Source organism: Bacillus infantis, from assembly GCF_050107595.1.
Taxonomy (GTDB): Bacteria; Bacillota; Bacilli; order Bacillales; family Cytobacillaceae; genus Bacillus_AB; species Bacillus_AB infantis_C.
This window is the reverse complement of record NZ_JBNILH010000001.1, coordinates 114165-130960: the sequence shown is the minus strand read 5'-3', so window position 1 is coordinate 130960 and position 16796 is coordinate 114165. Positions and strand designations below refer to the sequence as shown.

Annotated in this window: 13 protein-coding genes and 1 other annotated feature; of the genes, 7 read left to right on the top strand and 6 right to left on the bottom strand. The window is 47.3% G+C overall.

What is annotated here, in order from left to right:
• The first annotated feature begins 218 nt into the window (after positions 1-218).
• Complete coding sequence (locus ACQCVH_RS00705) at positions 219-698, top strand: GAF domain-containing protein (protein WP_426834029.1); 480 nt, start codon at positions 219-221, stop codon at positions 696-698.
• Positions 699-759: 61 nt separating this feature from the next.
• Here ACQCVH_RS00705 and ACQCVH_RS00700 read toward each other — a convergent pair whose 3' ends face one another.
• The 4 genes from ACQCVH_RS00700 to ACQCVH_RS00685 form a co-directional block, all read right to left on the bottom strand.
• Entirely contained in the window at positions 760-1185 is a 426-nt protein-coding gene (locus tag ACQCVH_RS00700; protein ID WP_426834028.1) for an OsmC family protein, read from the bottom strand.
• Positions 1186-1298: 113 nt separating this feature from the next.
• Positions 1299-2486 (bottom strand): methionine gamma-lyase, encoded by a 1188-nt coding sequence (gene megL, locus ACQCVH_RS00695; RefSeq protein ID WP_426834027.1) that lies wholly within the window; start codon positions 2484-2486, stop codon positions 1299-1301.
• Positions 2487-2616: 130 nt separating this feature from the next.
• Positions 2617-4419 (bottom strand): sensor domain-containing diguanylate cyclase, encoded by a 1803-nt coding sequence (locus ACQCVH_RS00690; protein WP_426834026.1) that lies wholly within the window; start codon positions 4417-4419, stop codon positions 2617-2619.
• A gap of 53 nt (positions 4420-4472) precedes the next feature.
• Positions 4473-5066: a hypothetical protein gene (locus tag ACQCVH_RS00685; protein WP_426834025.1), complete on the bottom strand. Its 594-nt coding sequence runs from the start codon at positions 5064-5066 to the stop codon at positions 4473-4475.
• Between the two features lie 470 nt (positions 5067-5536).
• Here ACQCVH_RS00685 and rpsD point away from each other — a divergent pair, with 470 nt between their 5' ends.
• On the top strand, positions 5537-6139 hold the full coding sequence (gene rpsD / locus ACQCVH_RS00680; RefSeq protein WP_009795353.1) for a 30S ribosomal protein S4: 603 nt from the start codon (positions 5537-5539) through the stop codon (positions 6137-6139).
• Between the two features lie 101 nt (positions 6140-6240).
• Here rpsD and tyrS read toward each other — a convergent pair whose 3' ends face one another.
• Positions 6241-7497, bottom strand: coding sequence for a tyrosine--tRNA ligase (gene tyrS, locus ACQCVH_RS00675; RefSeq protein ID WP_426834024.1), 1257 nt, complete (start codon positions 7495-7497; stop codon positions 6241-6243).
• A gap of 74 nt (positions 7498-7571) precedes the next feature.
• Positions 7572-7794 (bottom strand) — a binding site (T-box leader).
• Positions 7795-8830: 1036 nt separating this feature from the next.
• Between tyrS and ACQCVH_RS00670 the strand changes: the two genes are divergently transcribed.
• On the top strand, positions 8831-11737 hold the full coding sequence (locus tag ACQCVH_RS00670) for a transglycosylase domain-containing protein (RefSeq protein ID WP_426834023.1): 2907 nt from the start codon (positions 8831-8833) through the stop codon (positions 11735-11737).
• A 40-nt stretch (positions 11738-11777) separates the two neighbouring features.
• On the opposite strand, the gene acsA is transcribed toward ACQCVH_RS00670, so the two are convergent.
• Positions 11778-13496 carry an acetate--CoA ligase gene (gene acsA / locus ACQCVH_RS00665; protein WP_426834022.1) on the bottom strand — a complete coding sequence of 573 codons (1719 nt, stop codon included), beginning with the start codon at positions 13494-13496 and terminating at the stop codon, positions 11778-11780.
• Positions 13497-13743: 247 nt separating this feature from the next.
• On the opposite strand from acsA, the gene ACQCVH_RS00660 reads away from it, so the two are divergent.
• From ACQCVH_RS00660 to ACQCVH_RS00645, 4 genes are all read left to right on the top strand, one after another.
• Positions 13744-14376 carry a GNAT family N-acetyltransferase gene (locus tag ACQCVH_RS00660; protein ID WP_426834021.1) on the top strand — a complete coding sequence of 211 codons (633 nt, stop codon included), beginning with the start codon at positions 13744-13746 and terminating at the stop codon, positions 14374-14376.
• 35 nt (positions 14377-14411) lie between these two features.
• Positions 14412-15059 carry an acetoin utilization AcuB family protein gene (locus ACQCVH_RS00655; protein WP_426834020.1) on the top strand — a complete coding sequence of 216 codons (648 nt, stop codon included), beginning with the start codon at positions 14412-14414 and terminating at the stop codon, positions 15057-15059.
• The gene (locus ACQCVH_RS00650) at positions 15056-16228 is read left to right on the top strand and encodes an acetoin utilization protein AcuC (RefSeq protein ID WP_426834019.1); all 1173 of its coding nucleotides are present in this window, start codon (positions 15056-15058) and stop codon (positions 16226-16228) included. The genes ACQCVH_RS00655 and ACQCVH_RS00650 overlap by 4 nt, the downstream gene beginning before the upstream one ends.
• 103 nt (positions 16229-16331) lie before the next feature.
• On the top strand, positions 16332-16796 hold the full coding sequence (locus ACQCVH_RS00645; RefSeq protein ID WP_426834018.1) for a hypothetical protein: 465 nt from the start codon (positions 16332-16334) through the stop codon (positions 16794-16796).

Below are 16796 nucleotides of genomic sequence, written 5' to 3'. Positions count from 1 at the left end.
TTCTTAAATTCCCATTGGCACAACGCAGTATAAATGGATATACAGGGACTGGACAGCAGAAAGTGGTATACATCGCATATCAGTGCAATTACCTTTCTTAATAAAACATTCTTTTTATTTTCCGGTTGTCCTTTTAAAAAATATCGACAAAGTCTCCTCTTTTTCATCTCTATTTGATAGAATGAATAATAATTCTTCGAATAGTGGAGGGAAACACGTTGTTTAAAGTCGAAACATACAGCGAAGACCGCAAAAAAAATTACGCATTATTAAATAAACAGCTTCATGCTCTTTTGGAAGGCGAACCAAACCGCATTGCTAATCTGAGCAATGCAGCAGCACTGCTTAATCAATTTCTTGACCGCATTAACTGGGCCGGCTTTTATATCATGGAGGATGGGGAGCTGGTCCTCGGTCCTTTCCAGGGGCTTCCGGCCTGCGTGAGGATCGCGCTCGGAAAAGGGGTCTGCGGCACTTCTGCCCAGAAGCGCGAGACATTGCGAATTGAGGATGTCCATGTATTCCCAGGGCATATTGCCTGTGATGCAGCATCCCAATCAGAAATTGTAGTTCCCATCATAAAAGATGGAGAAGTATTCGGCGTCCTTGATATTGATTCTCCTGAAAAGAACCGCTTTGACGAAATCGACCAGCAGGGCCTTGAAGACTTTGTTGAAACACTCGTAAAACATATATAACAAAGAAAAAAGCCTGTTCCGCTCGGAATCAGGCTTTTTTGCTGCTTTCTAATGAGTTATATTACAGGTGCTGGCCGCCGGCAGACCCGTTAATAGAGTAGCTTACCGTGATATCCGCATTTAAAGACTTTGAGACAGAGCAGTATTTATCGTTTGAAAGCTTGATGGCTCTGACCACTTTATCTTCAGGAAGCTCCCCCTCCAATGCATAGTGGATATGGATATCAGTGAACCTTTTCGGATGATCCTCAGCCCTTGACCCTTTTATATCCATATGGAAAGAAGCTGGCTCAAGCCGCATCTTTTTCAGGATAGACACAATATCAATTCCCGTGCAGCCTGCCGCCGCGCTCAACAGCAGCTCTGTCGGCCTAGCTCCGGAATTCTCTCCCCCGGCTTCCTCAGATGCATCCATCACAATTTTATGGCCGGAAGGCGCAGCCCCATCAAACGCCATTTTTCCAGTCCAGGTTACCGTCATATCCATGATATATCCTCCTTTATGGCCATCCTTATATAAAAAATCTTTGCTGTTTATATTCTTCCGGCAGAAGGCCGGGGGCATTCATTTTTTTGCCATCACTCTGTACCGGTCCATTCTTATTCTATTGAAGCAAAAGCCTGTTCTAAATCATCCCGGATATCTTCCCAGGCTTCAAGCCCGGCAGACAGCCTGAGCATTGTGTCAGAAATCCCCATCTTCTCCCTTGTTTCTGGCGGAATTACCGAATGTGTCATGGTGGCAGGATGCTGGATAAGGGTTTCTGCGTCCCCGAGGCTTACAGCAATTTTTATGAATTGAAGCTGATTCATGAATTTCTGGGCCCTCTCCTTTGTGCCTTTAATTGAAAATGACAGGATTCCGCCTCCGCTTCTCATTTGCTTTTGCATGAGAGGATAATCTTTATGCTCGGGATCGCCAGGATAATAAACGTCCGTTACTTTTGGATGGCCCTTTAAATATGCGGCCAGCTTTTCCGCATTGCTTGTGTGCCGGTCCATCCTTACCGGCAAAGTCTTCAGCCCCCTTAAAAGAAGCCAGGCATCAAATGGGGAAATAACGCCCCCGATATCCTTTTGGGTTGTAAAGGAGATTTCATCCATCAGCTCTTTCCTGCCCGCTGCAATGCCGGCAATCACATCTCCATGGCCGCATATATATTTAGTTGCACTATGGATGACAATATCGCAGCCCAATGACAGCGGATTTTGCAGATACGGCGAGCAGAAGGTATTATCCACTATAACCGGGATTCCCTTTTCCCTGGCGGCCTCCACAGCCATTTCCAAATCAACGAGTTTCATAGTCGGATTGATCGGCGTTTCAATATAAAGACAGGCAGTCTCCGGCCTGATTGCCTCCAGCAGCTGCTCCTTCGATTCCATCAAGGAAAAATCATGGCTGATACTGTATTTCTCTTTCATCAGCTGAAGAAGGCCAAATGTACACCCATATACTCCCTGGGAGCATAATATATGATCCCCCGCCTTTGTCAGGGCAACCAGCACCGCGGAGACAGCAGCCATCCCCGAGCTGAAGGCCAATGCAGCCTCAGCCTGCTCGAGTGCAGCCATCCTTTCTTCAAGGACAGAAACAGTCGGATTGCCGAGCCGTGAATAGATATATCCCTCTTCTTCTCCAGAAAACCTCCGTTCCCCCTGTTCTGCATTATCAAACACGAACGTGGAGGTTTGAAAAATCGGCGGTGCCAGACTCCCTTTAAACTCCCGGGCATCATAACCTTCATGGATCACTTTAGTCTCGAACCGCACATTCTTTTTCTCCATTGAATATCCCCCTTAATTTGAAAGCGTTTTCAACATCCTATATTTACAGGATATGTTATTTTTCTGTTTTTGCAAAGCAATTTGAGTGTATAAAGGAAAATGAAAAAGACAGGCTTTGACTGGCCTGTCTTTAAAGAATGCTGAATCCCTGGACCACAACCTGGTTTTTTCCGGATTCTTTCGCTGTATATAAAGCTTTATCCGCCCGCTTGAACAGCCAGGAATAGGAATCCTCCCTTGCCATGTTCCAGTGGGATACCCCGCAGGAAATGGTGACAACGGGATTCGTGCTTTCAGAGACCTTCCTGACGATCCGCTCTGCAATCGCAACGCCCGTTTCCAGGGAAATAGAGGGAAGATAAACGGCAAGCTCTTCTCCTCCCCATCTGGCGGCAACATCGGTGCCGCGGATGCTGTTCATAATAATCCCGGCTACCTGGACAATGACTTCATCACCGACTTGATGGCCGTATGTATCGTTGACAGATTTAAAATTATCAATATCAACCAGAATAAAAGCACCCTCTGAATCCTCTTTTAAGGACTGGTGTATCCGTTCATCCAGATAATTCCGGGAATAAAGTCTGGTCAGGTGGTCTGTGACGACCATCTTTTCAAGCTCCTCTCTCAGCATTGAATTCGTGAGGGCCAAAGTGGAATGGTGGATTAGGGACTGAAGAAGCTTAAATGTTTCAAATGAAAAATGATAAGGATCTCTGTGCAGGATAAGGGCAAACCCTTTCAGCACACCAGACTGGGACATTGGGACCGCCATGACGGATTTGAACTGCTCAATCAGTGCATCGTTCTGGAGGTCAAGCTCGCCAATGAACAGGCTGTCCTTGTCTTGCCTGATCTTTTCTTTGATATATTTTATATAGATGCCGGATTCCCTTGTCCGGAAGAAAGAAGTGCTTCCTTTAAGGATGCTGACTTGTTCGGATTCTTCAGACAAAAGGACGAAGCCTGCCTCTTCCGCATCAAAAGACTTAATAATCTGTTCAGCCATATAGGTCATCGTTTCCGTCAGGCGAAGATTGGAATTAAGCTGGTGCGAAGTCTCATTAATTAGCTGGAGGTCGGCAATCAGCCTCTTCGACTGGTGATACAGCTGGGCGTTCTCAAGTGCACCCCCTGCCGTATTGGCGAGAATGGAAATGAATTCGACTTCGCTTTCAGGAAAGACGAGTGCATTCGGAGCAATGACCTGGAGCACGCCGTATACACCCTGCTTTCCTTTTAGAGGGGCATAAAGGACAGACTTTTTCTCAGAAATTGAATCCTCAAACTGTATGGCGCCAGTGACATATGCCTGCATGGCCGCTATATTTTGGCTGTCATATTCAAGATCTTTTAAAGGGAGGTCCCCATGGCTGTTATTATCATGCGAAAGCATTAGATAATAGGTAAATTCAGGATAAACTTCCTGAAGAGTTTTGATGATTTCTCCGAGGACAGCATCCATATCCATTGAGGAATGAAACTGCTCAGTTACGCGAAAAAGCTGCTTGTAGCGCTTTTCCCTGGCTGAGATTCCCCCGAGTTCCCTGGCCTTCATGATGAAGGCGGCACAGGCAGAGCTCAATTCCCTAATGATTTCTTCATTCAGGGGATCCGGGAGCCCGTTCAGCTCAAGGAATCCCAAATCCATTGACCTGGCAGAAAGCGAAATCCGGCAGCACGCGGCACCCCTGAGTTCCGCTTCCCCTGCCGGATGGCCAATCTGGCCATATCCCCCAACTGAGGAATCTGTACCTATGACACTGCCGCCTGGACCCTGATAGCGGACTTCGGAGGCCTCAGAAAAGTCTTTGACGGCTCCGAGCATCTGCTCAATCAAAGAGTCAGAATGAATAAATCCGTCAGTTGTATCAATCAGGTCAAAGAAGCGGCTTTTCAAGCACATTATTTTCTGGCTTTTGAGCATTTCCATATTCATCACCCTATTTACCCAGTTCATATAGGCATTCTTATATAAATGCCGTGTTACAGCGTCCTCCCGGAGGCAATTCTCACCCCATCCTCAAGCAGGATAAGCCATGAAGAATGATCGGCTGTGAGGGCATGGACGCTCTCCGGCCTGCCTGTAACATTGAAGGCTACTTCATATTGGCCCTCCGCTTCAAGAACGGTATGATTTGAAGTCTTCCTTACTTCAAAAGGTTCTCCATCCGAAGTGATGGTGCCCCGAAGGCCCGGTTCACGCTCCCGCACTTTCAGGTCCGGATCCAGATAAACCCATTTTCCATCCAATTCAGCCCAAAAACCGGCACCCTCTCGATCAACTGCCAATTTCTCAGGGGCGCTCTCCAAAGAGGCAGACTTGATCAGGCGAAACTTAAAATCATTGTCTTTTTCTACCTCATAAAGGGCCAGCACATGGTCCTGTTTTTTTTCATCATATAAAACAACTAGGGGGTCTGTGCCTCCGGCAGAGCCCTCCTTTATGACCAGGGCAAGCGGGCTCCCTGTCCCGCCCGCCGGCTTGAGATACTGGAAGTACATGGCGGCAAGGGCCACTCCAGCAAACGCCAAAGCCAGAAAAAGGCGGATTTGTTTTTCCTTCTTCGTTTCTCTCAATTTCATCAACACTTTTACTAGAATTAATTAAGACTATTATACCACAGGAAAATTCTCCCCGTTATGATATGATAAAAATATTTTCCAGTAAATTGCCCTCTATGCCGGCATCATAAGATGATAAAATTGAGAAGGCAGGAGCACTTATTCCGCGAAAAGCAAAACATGCCTTGACATAAAGTTTATAAAAATTATATAATATCCTTTGTGTAAAATATCGCAGCAAATGTGACACTTTAGGTGATCATTTTGTTCCTCAATAAGGCACCGCTTCCCATCTCTTTTGAGGCGGAAAGCACGGGTTTAGGCCCAAGATGCCGGTAAGCATGGCATTTTAGCCTTTTATTCGAAGGGGTACTGTGTAACCCGCTGCTGCTAGGGCGAAGGTACATGAAAACAAAATGAGCTTAATGATCGTACGCATCTGTTTTTATTTTACAACAAAATAAAAACACAAGGAGGAGTCATTCATGGCTCGTTATACAGGTCCAAGCTGGAAACTATCCCGCCGTCTTGGAATTTCTCTAAGCGGAACTGGTAAAGAATTAGAAAAGCGTCCTTACGCTCCAGGACAACATGGTCCAAACCAGCGCAGAAAAATTTCTGAGTACGGTTTACAATTACAGGAAAAACAGAAACTTCGCCACATGTACGGAGTTACTGAGCGTCAATTCCGCAACCTATTCGACAAGGCCGGCAAAATGGCTGGTAAGCACGGTGAAAATTTCATGGTTCTTCTAGAATCACGTCTTGACAACGTTGTTTACCGTTTAGGTTTAGCACGTACTCGCCGTCAAGCTCGTCAGCTTGTAAACCACGGCCACATCATCGTTGACGGAGGACGCGTTGATATTCCTTCATACCGCGTTCAGCCTGGTCAAACGATCACATTGCGTGAAAAATCACGCGGTCTTGACATCGTTAAAGAAGCAATCGAAGTAAACAACTTCGTACCTGACTTCCTGACTTTCGATGCTGACAAATTGGAAGGTTCATTCACTCGTCTTCCTGAGCGTTCTGAACTTCCTGCTGAAATCAACGAAGCTCTTATCGTTGAATTCTACTCTCGTTAATCGGGAAAACCAAGAAAGCACCTGCCTTTTGGCTGGTGTTTTTCTTTTTTCCAATTAAACAAAAAGGTCCGCCTCCAGCCGGAAGCGGACTTTTTTGCGGTTTAATATTTGATAAGAAAGTATTTCTTTTTGCCGCGGCGGATGATTGTGAACTGGCCTTCAATGCGGTCTTTTTCTGTTAGTTCATAATCTGTTGCTGTAATTCTTTCACCATTTACATAGACGGCGCCGTTCGATACATCTTCCCTGGCCTGGCGCTTGGATGGAGAAATCTTTGCAGCCGTCAGCAAATCGACGATTCCCTTCTCTTCGCCTGTCGGCTCATAGGATGGCACATCCTTGAAGCCTTGAGTAATTTCTGATGCTGTAAGGTTTTTGACATCGCCGCTGAACAGTGCGGCTGAAATTTTAATAGCCTGTTCAAGCGCTGCTTCACCATGGATCAGCTTTGTCATTTCTTCAGCAAGCGCCTTTTGCGCCCTGCGGAGATGCGCTTCCTCTGCAAGCGAGTTCTCCAGCTCCTCAATTTTTTCTTTTGAAAGGAAAGTGAAGTATTTCAGGTATTTGATGACATCGGCATCAGCTGTATTAATCCAGAATTGATAGAACTCATATGGAGAAGTCTTTTCAGGATCGAGCCAGATTGCCCCGCTTTCTGTTTTGCCGAATTTTGTTCCATCCGCCTTCGTTACAAGCGGGATTGTGACACCATAGCCTTTAGCACCTTCAGGCATCATCTTTCGGATCAGCTCAAGCCCTGTTGTAATATTGCCCCACTGGTCGCTTCCGCCAATCTGCATTTTGCAGTTATGCTTCTCATACAGATGAAGGAAATCCATTGCCTGCAAAATGGTATAAGTAAACTCAGTAAATGAAATACCAGTATCAAGACGTGATGCAATTGTATCCTTAGCCAGCATATAATTGACACCGACATGTTTCCCGTAATCCCTCAGGAATGTAACAATGTCCATCGAGCCTGCCCAATCATAGTTATTGACCATAAGGGCACCGTTCTCACCCTCAAAGCTGAAGATTTTCTTCAGCTGCTGCTGAATGCTGCTGACATTATGCTGGATGGCTTCCAGCGTCTGCAGTTTACGCTCCTCGCTCTTTCCGCTCGGATCGCCGATCAGTCCTGTGGCCCCCCCGACTAGCACAATCGGTCTGTGACCTTCATTCTGAAAGCGGCGCAGTGTTAAAAACGGCAGCAGGTGGCCGATATGCATGCTGTCAGCCGTCGGGTCAATCCCGCAGTATAACGAAATCTTCTCTTTTTTCAGCAGCTCTTCTGTTCCTTCCTCATCTGTCTGCTGGTAAACAATGCCTCTCCATTTTAAATCCTCAAGCAAACTCATCTTTCTTCCTCCATTCATTTCTTCAAACGCCGGCAGCCTCCGTCGGAAAAAACAAAAAAGCGTCCCTGCAAATATGCAGGGACGCTTAACAGCGCGGTACCACCCAAATTGAGGACACAGCTGTCCTCCGCTCTTTTCCTGATAACGGTTCAACCGTCCATTGCTACTACTGCATACGCAGATTCGCAACAGAAGCTCCGGGAGGTAATTCATCCTTCTGCATGCACCGGCTCACAGCAACCGCCGGCTTTCTGAAACAGAGACAGAAGCACTACTCATTCCCATCAAAGCAGCTATTCAAATTCATAAGATAATACAAAAGTTTTACCATAAAGAAAGGGGGTGTGTCAAATCGAAATGCGGAAAAGCCTTGTTCAGCCCCGACAAGCATAAGACGAGCAGGACGGAAGGTTGTTCTTTAACCTTCTGGCCTGATTGGCTTATGACTCGAGGGGCTAGGCTTTGGAGCTGGACAATCGAAATGCGGAGGCGACTGTTGAGGTGCGACAAGCATAAGGCGCTTTGGAATTGAAGGCGTTCTTTGCCTTCGGTTCCAAAGTGACTTATGACTCGAGCACCTAGGAGCCGGAGCTGGACAAATCGAAATGCGGAAAAGCCTTGTTCACTAAGGAACGCAGACTAAAAACGCCACGTCCTGTGGCAACGTCTGCATGACCCGCGTCCTGCGGGCCTCAAGCATAAGACGAGCAGGACGGAAGGTTGTTCTTTAACCTTCTGGCCTGATTGGCTTATGACTCGAGGGGCTAGGCTTTGGAGCTGGACAATCGAAATGCGGAGGCGACTGTTGAGAATTAAGGAACGCAGGCTAAAAACGCCACGTCCTGTGGCAACGCCTGCATGACCCGCGTCCTGCGGGCCCAGCATAAGGCGCTTTGGAATTGAAGGCGTTCTTTGCCTTCGGTTCCAAAGTGACTTATGACTCGAGCACCTAGGAGCCGGAGCTGGACAAATCGAAATGCTTGTCGGCTCTAGCCGCTGGAGCTGGACAAATCGAAATTCAGAAAAGCCCCTTGTTCAATAAAGGAACGCGGAGGACGCTTGCCAGCCCCGCCATCGAACGGCTAAAACTCCATTCAAAATACCCCAGGCTGCAGATATTTGCGAGATTTCTACTATATTTGCGGGTTTTTCGATATATTTGCGCCATTTTTGATATATTTGCGGGTTTTTCATTTTATTTGCGAGTTTCCCCATATATTTGCAACTGGCCTCCTTCCCCCCTTTAAACCCAAATAAATTCCCCATCCTCATTTAAAAGGAAATTTCAGAAAAGTGTCAGTGCTTGTCAAATGGCGCCTGGGTTTGTGCTATAATGTATGTGGTTTTGGGGGTTTATAAAAAGAAGGGGGAAAAACATAATTTGAACAATAAATTCAGGTCCTGGCTAAGCCTTTTTACAAATAAAAAGACAGTAAAAGGCGCTTCTATTACCTATCAAGTCGTGTGGAATTTAACTCTTCTGTTCATTATACTCGTTGTTCTCGGAGGAGCTTTTGCAGGAGGAGTGGGTGCCGGGTATTTTGCCTCCCTGGTGAAGGACGAGCCGATCCGTTCCTATGAGAGCATGAAGAAAGATATATACAATTATGAAGAAACATCAGAGCTTTATTTTGCCAATAATGTCTATCTCGGAAAGCTCCGGACAGACCTTGAGCGGGAGGAAGTGAAGCTTGAGGATGTTTCAGTGCATCTGAAGGATGCAGTCGTTGCGACCGAAGATGAATATTTTTATGAGCATGATGGTGTTGTGCCAAAAGCAATTCTGCGCGCACTGTATCAGGAAGTATCAAACAGCGCTGTACAGAGCGGCGGAAGCACCCTGACACAGCAGCTGATCAAGAATCAGATCCTGACAAACGAAGTTTCATTCGAAAGGAAGGCAAAAGAAATCCTGCTCGCGCTCCGGCTTGAAAAATTCTTTGATAAAAAAGAAATTCTTGAAGCCTACCTGAATGTGTCGACATTTGGGCGCAACTCTTCCGGCCGGAATATCGGCGGCGTGCAGGCAGCCGCGAAGGGAATCTTCGGAGTTCCTGCCAGCGACCTTAATATTGCCCAGTCCGCGTTTATCGCCGGTCTTCCGCAGAGCCCTTTCGGATATACCCCTTTTACAAACAAAGGGACCGTTAAAGAGGATCTGGAACCTGGATTAACAAGAATGAAGACCGTTCTGAAACGGATGTATGATGACGGAAAGATATCCGACAAAGAATATCAGGAAGCACTTGCTTATGATATTACGAAAGATTTCGTTCCCGCAGGCTCAAGTGCGGTTGAAAAATACCCTTGGGTCACATTTGAGATAGAAGAGCGGGCAGCTGAAGTCATGTCCAAGGTGCTGGCTGAAAAAGATGGCGCAATGGAGCAGTACAATAATGACAAAGAGGTCAAGCAGAGATATCTGGCTTTGGCTGACAAGAATCTGCGCCAAAACGGCTACAAGATCCACTCGACCATCAATAAGGAAATCTACGATAGAATGCAGCAGGTAAAAAATCAGTACCAGCATTACGGTCCTGATAAAGCCCAGAGGGTGACTGATCCAGATACCGGAGAAGAGGTAAGCATCATGGAACCAGTCGAGGTGGGGGCTATCCTCATCGAGAATTCTACCGGAAAGATCATCAGCTTTGTGGGCGGCCGTGACTATAAGAAAGAGAAGCTGAATCACGCCACACATGCAGTCAGGCAGAATGGCTCTACCATGAAGCCTCTCCTGGTTTACGCACCTGCCTTTGAGCTTGGGAAAGCATCTCCGGGCACCATACTTCCAGATGTGCCGCTGATGCTTGCACCTGGCTTGAATAGGCCATGGCCAAATAACTATGATTTACGCTATACCGGACTTGTAACGGCAAGATACGCTCTTGCGAAATCCTATAATGTCCCGGCCGTCAAGCTCTACAAGGATATTGTCGGCCAAAGGCCGGCAGAGTATCTTAAAAAGATGGGCTTCACTTCTCTGCTTGAGCCGGACTATACGAACCTGGCAACTGCCATCGGCTCTCTGGAAAACGGTGTGACAGTCGAGGAAAATACCAATGCATTCGGGACTTTTGCCAACAGCGGCAAATTCGTTGATGCCTATATAATTGATAAAATCACTGACAGAGACGGGAATATCGTTTACAAGCATAAACCTGAGCCTGTTGAGGTCTTCAGCCCGCAGACGGCATATCTTACTTACGATATGATGCGGGATGTCATCAACAGCGGGACTGCCACCTCTTTGAAAAACAGGCTGAAATTCAGTTCTGACTGGGCCGGAAAGACCGGTACAGGCAATATGTTCCATGATGCATGGTTTGTAGCGACGAACCCGAATGTCTCCTTCGGCATCTGGACCGGATATGACACGCCGAAGTCATTAAAAACAGGCGGCATGAGCTACAGCATGCGGAATATTTATCTTTGGGCAGATCTGATGAATGCAGCCTACGATGTTGCCCCGGATCTCGTTGATCCGAGCGAAAGCATCAAGATGCCAGGAGGGATTGTCAGAAGATCCTTCTGCGGTGTATCCGGCCTTCTTCCATCAGCAGCCTGCTCACAGGCCGGCCTGGTGGAGACAGACCTGTTCAACAGCAAATATGTGCCGACCAAAACAGATGACAGCCTTGTGAACGGTAAATTCGTCCGCATTGGCGATAGGAAATATCTGGCGCTTGATTCAACGCCAGCCGAATTTGCTGAATCAGGGCTTATCCTTAACCCTGATTATATTGAAAAGCTATTTGGCGTGAATGTGGATCCCAACCAGCTGATTCCGCAAAAGGACAGATGGTCAAAGGTTCTCGTTCCCCAGGATAAAATCGAGGATAACGGCAAAACGCCTTCCGCTCCGTCAATCAAAGGATCAGGAAGCTCTATTGTATGGGGGCAGCATCCTGAATCTGATGTAATCGGCTACAGGGTCTACAGCGGCGGAGCCAGAGTCGGCAGCGTGAAAGCCGGATCAGGCCTTTCATTCAGCGGCGGCAATGGTTCCTATTATGTGACGGCAGTCGATATTGCCGGCAGGGAATCTGGTCCATCAAACACGATTCAAATCGGCCAGGCCGCTCCGCCGGCATCAGACAAGCCTAAAGAAACGAAGCCGGCCGACCCACCTGGAGATAAACCAGAGGAAAAGCCTGAAGATAAACCGGATGAAGAAAAGCCCGCTGAAGGGGAAACTAATCCTGATGATGGAAATCAGGATGACAGCGGCAGCCAGTAAAATAACGAAGGGAGAAGCCAAAATGGCTTCTCCCTTTTTATTAATCTTCCATTGTTGATAAATCGCCTGTAGGCAGATCCAGTTCCCAGGCTTTAAGGACCCGCCGCATGATTTTTCCGCTCCGGGTTTTTGGAAGCTTGTCGCGGAATTCGATTTCGCGCGGTGCTGCATGGGCGGCCAGCCCTTTTTTGACAAACTGGCGGATATCTTCAATCAATTCGTCAGACGCTTCATAGCCATCTCTCAATGCAATGAAAGCCTTGATGATTTCCCCGCGGACTGGGTCCGGTTTGCCGATGACCCCAGCTTCAGCGACAGCCGGATGTTCAACAAGCTTGCTCTCAACTTCGAATGGCCCTACCCGTTCCCCTGAGGTCATGATGACATCATCGATGCGCCCCTGGAACCAGAAATAGCCGTCTTCATCCATATAAGCTGAGTCACCGGAAACATACCAGTCTCCAGGCATGAAATAGGATTGATATTTCGGTTCGTTATTCCAGATGGTCTGCATCATGGAAGGCCAGCCCTTTTTGATAGCCAGATTCCCCATCCGGTGAGGCGGAAGGATATTTCCCTGATCATCCACAATGGCGGCTTCAACGCCTGGGATCGGCTTGCCCATTGATCCCGGCTTGATCTCCATGCAAGGATAATTGCAGATCAGCTGTGCACCGGTTTCAGTCATCCACCATGTATCATGGATCCTCAAATGGAAGACCTTCATTCCCCATCTGACCACTTCAGGATTCAGAGGCTCCCCGACACTTAAAATATGGCGCAGGCTGCCCAGATCGAAGTTCTTCACCACTTCATCGCCGGCCCCCATCAGCATGCGGAAGGCTGTTGGTGCACTGTACCAGACCGTAACCCCATATTCCTCGATCATTTTATACCATGTTTCCGGATTGAAGCGCCCGCCGACAATGACATTGGACGCACCAGCCAGCCATGGAGCAAAGATTCCATAGGAAGTCCCGGTCACCCATCCAGGGTCGGCTGTACACCAATAGACATCCTCTTCCTGCAGATCCAGCACCCATTTGGCTGTCTGGTAATGCTGGATCATAGCGTTATGTACATGCAGGACTCCTTTTGGCTTCCCTGTGGAGCCGGAGGTATAATGAAGGATCAGCCCGTCTGTACGTTCCACCCATTCTATTCCCAGCTTTGTGCCGGCCTCAGCGAATCTTTTATTAAAGTCGATGAACGGGCCCTCTTCTTCTACTCCATCCCCAACCAGGAATACAGTCTTCAAATCTGGAAGTTCATCCACCGGCACTCTGTCAAGCAGCTCCGGCGTTGTGACAAGAACCTTAGCCCCCGAGTCTTCAAGGCGGTCGCGGACTGCTCCTTCCATGAATGCTTCGAATAAAGGCCCTACAATAGCCCCGAGCTTTATGGCTCCAAGGACAGAGAAATACAATTCAGGCGAACGCGGCATGAAAATAAAGACGCGATCCCCTTTCTCGACATCACCATAATTTTTTAAAACATTGCCGGCCTTGTTGGAAAGATCCTTCATTTCCTTGAAGGTATACTTCTCTTTTCTTTGGCCGTCCCGGTAATATAATGCCACTTTGTTTTTTCGGAAAGATTCTGCATGTCGGTCTATGGCTTCATAAGCCATATTGACTTTCCCGGTCTCGCTCCAAGAAAACTCTTTTTCTGCTTCCTTCCAGTCAAATTGACTGTACAGTTCGTCATAGTTTGCCAGGTTGAAGTTCCCCTGGACTGCTGGCAGCGCTTCCACTTTCATTTGCATGCTCCCCCTTTTACAATGTTTGTCATTATTATAGTACAAAACATTTCTTTTCTCAATTTTTAAAATATTGCAAGCGATTCCGTGTAACAATTTAATACTTTTGTCATACAGGAAATATACTATCTTTTAAGATTAAATATTTGCAATTTATTGATAAAATAGTTTGAAAGCGCTTTTAATGTTCGATTTTATGTATAATAGGAGTACAACTGAAATGCAATGATTTTTTGGTGGTGAATTGATGGAACATACAATGACTTATAATGCGAAAGAATTAAAGACTGTTAAAGGGAGCCTGATCATCGAGGGTCCCGTCCCTTCAGAAAAATTGGCACAGTATGAGTTTCACGAGGACCTGGTCGCATTCCGCCCTCCTCAGCAGCAGCATAAAGCCCTGATTGAAATCTCGTCCCTTCCCGAAGGCAGAATCATCATCGCCAGAGACGGGATGACGATTGTGGGCTATGTGACCTATCTGTACCCCGATCCCCTCGAAAGATGGTCGGAAGGCAATATGAAAAATCTGATTGAGCTTGGGGCCATTGAGGTGATCCCGAAGTTCAGGGGCTCAGGTACAGGAAAAAGCCTGCTGCAGGTATCCATGATGGATGATTATATGGAAAATTATATTATCATAACGACAGAATATTATTGGCATTGGGATTTAAAGGGGACAGGACTGAATGTGTGGGAATATCGCAAGGTAATGGAAAAAATGATGAATGCAGGCGGCCTCGAATGGTATGCCACCGACGATCCGGAAATCAGTTCCCATCCGGCAAACTGTCTGATGGCAAGGATCGGAAAAAGAGTGGACCCTGAATCTATCCAGAGATTTGATCAGCTCCGTTTTATGAACAGATTTATGTACTAGCCTTTTCTATTTCTCTAGTTAAGGGGGAGAAGTCCATGATTGTAGAAGACATAATGAAAGTCGATGTAGCCGCACTCTCTCCTGACCATTCTATTGCAGAAGCCCTCAGGCTTATGAATGACAGGAAAATCCGCCATCTTCCGATCATAGATCCGGAGCGGCGGTTAGTCGGCATCATTTCTGACAGGGATATCCGTGATGCAGCTCCATCCATTTTCCAGCTGGATGCGGACAGGAGCGAGCTTGGCAAGCCGCTGAAGACAATCATGAAAACAGATATCATCACAGGCCATCCGCTTGATTTTGCGGAGGAAATTGCAGCAGTGCTATATGAACATAATATTGGCTGCGTCCCTATCGTAAAGGAAGGGACACTGGTCGGCATTGTAACGGAAACAGACCTGCTGTATACCCTGGTGGAGCTGACAGGCGCCAACCAGCCCGGTTCACAGATTGAAGTGAGGGTTCCAAACAGGGCCGGCGTTCTGTCGGACCTGACTGAGGTTTTCAAAGATCGCAAGGTCAATATCCAAAGTGTCCTCGTCTATCCTGACAAGCAGGATGAACAATATAAAATCATTGTGCTCCGGGTCAGGACTATGAATCCGCAAACCTTGATATCAGATCTTAAAAAGTCCGGATATCATGTGCTGTGGCCAAATGTCCAGGGGATGCTGACATGACCCGCGATAGCATTTTTATATTTTCAGAGGAGCTGCTGAACTATAAGTTCAATCCCCAGCATCCTTTTAACCAGCAGAGATTAAAACTTACACTTGATCTTCTTGAGCAGGCCGGGGCCATTGATCCCGGCAGCATTATCCCGCCCAGGCCAGCTTCAGATGAAGAAATATGCCTTATTCATGATCCCAATTATGTACAGGCAGTGAAGCTGGCAGGCCAGGGCAAGCTTCCGGCGGAAATGGCCGAAAGCTATGGAATCGGCACAGAGGATACCCCGATTTTTGCTGATATGCACGAAGCCAGCTCCCTGCTTGTCGGGGGAAGCCTGACTGCGGCAGATTATGTAATGGAGGGCAAAGCGCGGCATGCGCTCCATCTCGGCGGTGGCCTTCACCACGGATTCCGCGGCAAAGCATCGGGTTTTTGCATATACAATGACAGCTCTGTTGCCATAAAATATCTTCAGGAAAAGTATAAAGCCCGCGTCCTTTACATCGATACCGATGCTCATCACGGTGACGGGGTTCAATGGGCGTTCTATGATGATCCTGATGTGTGCACCCTGTCTATCCATGAAACCGGCCGCTATCTTTTTCCCGGAACCGGCAATGTCAATGAAAGAGGGCAGGGGAAAGGCTATGGCTATTCTTTCAATATCCCGGTGGACGCCTTTACGGAAGATGAATCATGGCTTCACGCATACCGGGATTCAGTAAGAGAGATCGCCGACTTTTTCCGCCCCGATGTCATCGTGACTCAAAATGGCGCCGACTCTCATTATTTGGATCCGCTTACACACTTATCTGCAACAATGAAAATTTATCGCGAAATTCCTAAGCTGGCGCATGAAATCGCCCATCAGTATTGTGATGGAAGATGGATCGCCGTCGGCGGGGGCGGCTATGATATCTGGCGGGTTGTGCCAAGGGCCTGGGCCCTGATCTGGATGGAAATGACGGGAAATACCAATTGCTATGGGAGATTGCCTGAGGGATGGATCCAGAAATGGAAAGACCAGGCTCCGGTCGAGCTGCCGGAAGAGTGGGATGATCCGGACAATCTGTATCCGCCCATCCCCCGCAAACCTGAAATAACCGAGAAAAATGCCAATACAGCAGCCAAGGCCCTGTACCCTATCCGCAATAAGACACATTCTGAATCTCTCTAGTTTTTCCGGCAAAAATACTGCCAGCCATGCCTTTTGTCCAAGCTTATCCTTTCAGTTTGCATACAATATGCTGCGATGCTTTCTATGAAAGGAGATATGCAATTTGGGGAAAATGAGGACTCTCACCACAGGTGTTCTGCGCAAGGAGCCAGGAACAGTGGCTGCGGTTATCAATCTGGCCAACACAGGGCAAAGCGAGCAGGAAGTGATTGTGGAAGTATGGAACTGGTCGTCCTATTCAAAACCGGCAAAGCTTCCCGTCCTTATCGGGAAGAATAATGCGGTGATGTTCCCGCACAAGCTGGAATCCGAGAAGCTGGCGGTCATGTATACAAATCTAGCTGATGTACTTTTCTATGAAATCCGGATTATCGGCGGCAAGGAAGTGATAGCGAATTGCTTTGGCAGAAATGCCAGCCTTGCTGCCCAGGAAGGGAATACAGTTCTCTACCAGCAGCTTACGCCTTTAGGCGGGAACGAGGACGGCAAATTTGAATTAAATTTAGAATCCTTGCCCTGGCCCTGGCTGATCTCGGAGTTTGGTAAGAACTTTCTGGATAAAAAATAA

What these genes read in the sequence shown, in the direction of transcription:
- tyrS (WP_426834024.1), bottom strand. Translation starts at nt 7,497, where the DNA reads ATGAGTTTGCTTGAGGATTTAAAATGGAGAGGCATTGTTTACCAGCAG.
- ACQCVH_RS00660 (WP_426834021.1), top strand. Translation starts at nt 13,744, where the DNA reads ATGGAACATACAATGACTTATAATGCGAAAGAATTAAAGACTGTTAAA.
- ACQCVH_RS00670 (WP_426834023.1), top strand. Translation starts at nt 8,831, where the DNA reads ATGTATGTGGTTTTGGGGGTTTATAAAAAGAAGGGGGAAAAACATAAT.
- acsA (WP_426834022.1), bottom strand. Translation starts at nt 13,496, where the DNA reads ATGAAAGTGGAAGCGCTGCCAGCAGTCCAGGGGAACTTCAACCTGGCA.
- ACQCVH_RS00700 (WP_426834028.1), bottom strand. Translation starts at nt 1,185, where the DNA reads ATGGATATGACGGTAACCTGGACTGGAAAAATGGCGTTTGATGGGGCT.
- ACQCVH_RS00690 (WP_426834026.1), bottom strand. Translation starts at nt 4,419, where the DNA reads ATGGAAATGCTCAAAAGCCAGAAAATAATGTGCTTGAAAAGCCGCTTC.
- rpsD (WP_009795353.1), top strand. Translation starts at nt 5,537, where the DNA reads ATGGCTCGTTATACAGGTCCAAGCTGGAAACTATCCCGCCGTCTTGGA.
- megL (WP_426834027.1), bottom strand. Translation starts at nt 2,486, where the DNA reads ATGGAGAAAAAGAATGTGCGGTTCGAGACTAAAGTGATCCATGAAGGT.
- ACQCVH_RS00650 (WP_426834019.1), top strand. Translation starts at nt 15,056, where the DNA reads ATGACCCGCGATAGCATTTTTATATTTTCAGAGGAGCTGCTGAACTAT.
- ACQCVH_RS00655 (WP_426834020.1), top strand. Translation starts at nt 14,412, where the DNA reads ATGATTGTAGAAGACATAATGAAAGTCGATGTAGCCGCACTCTCTCCT.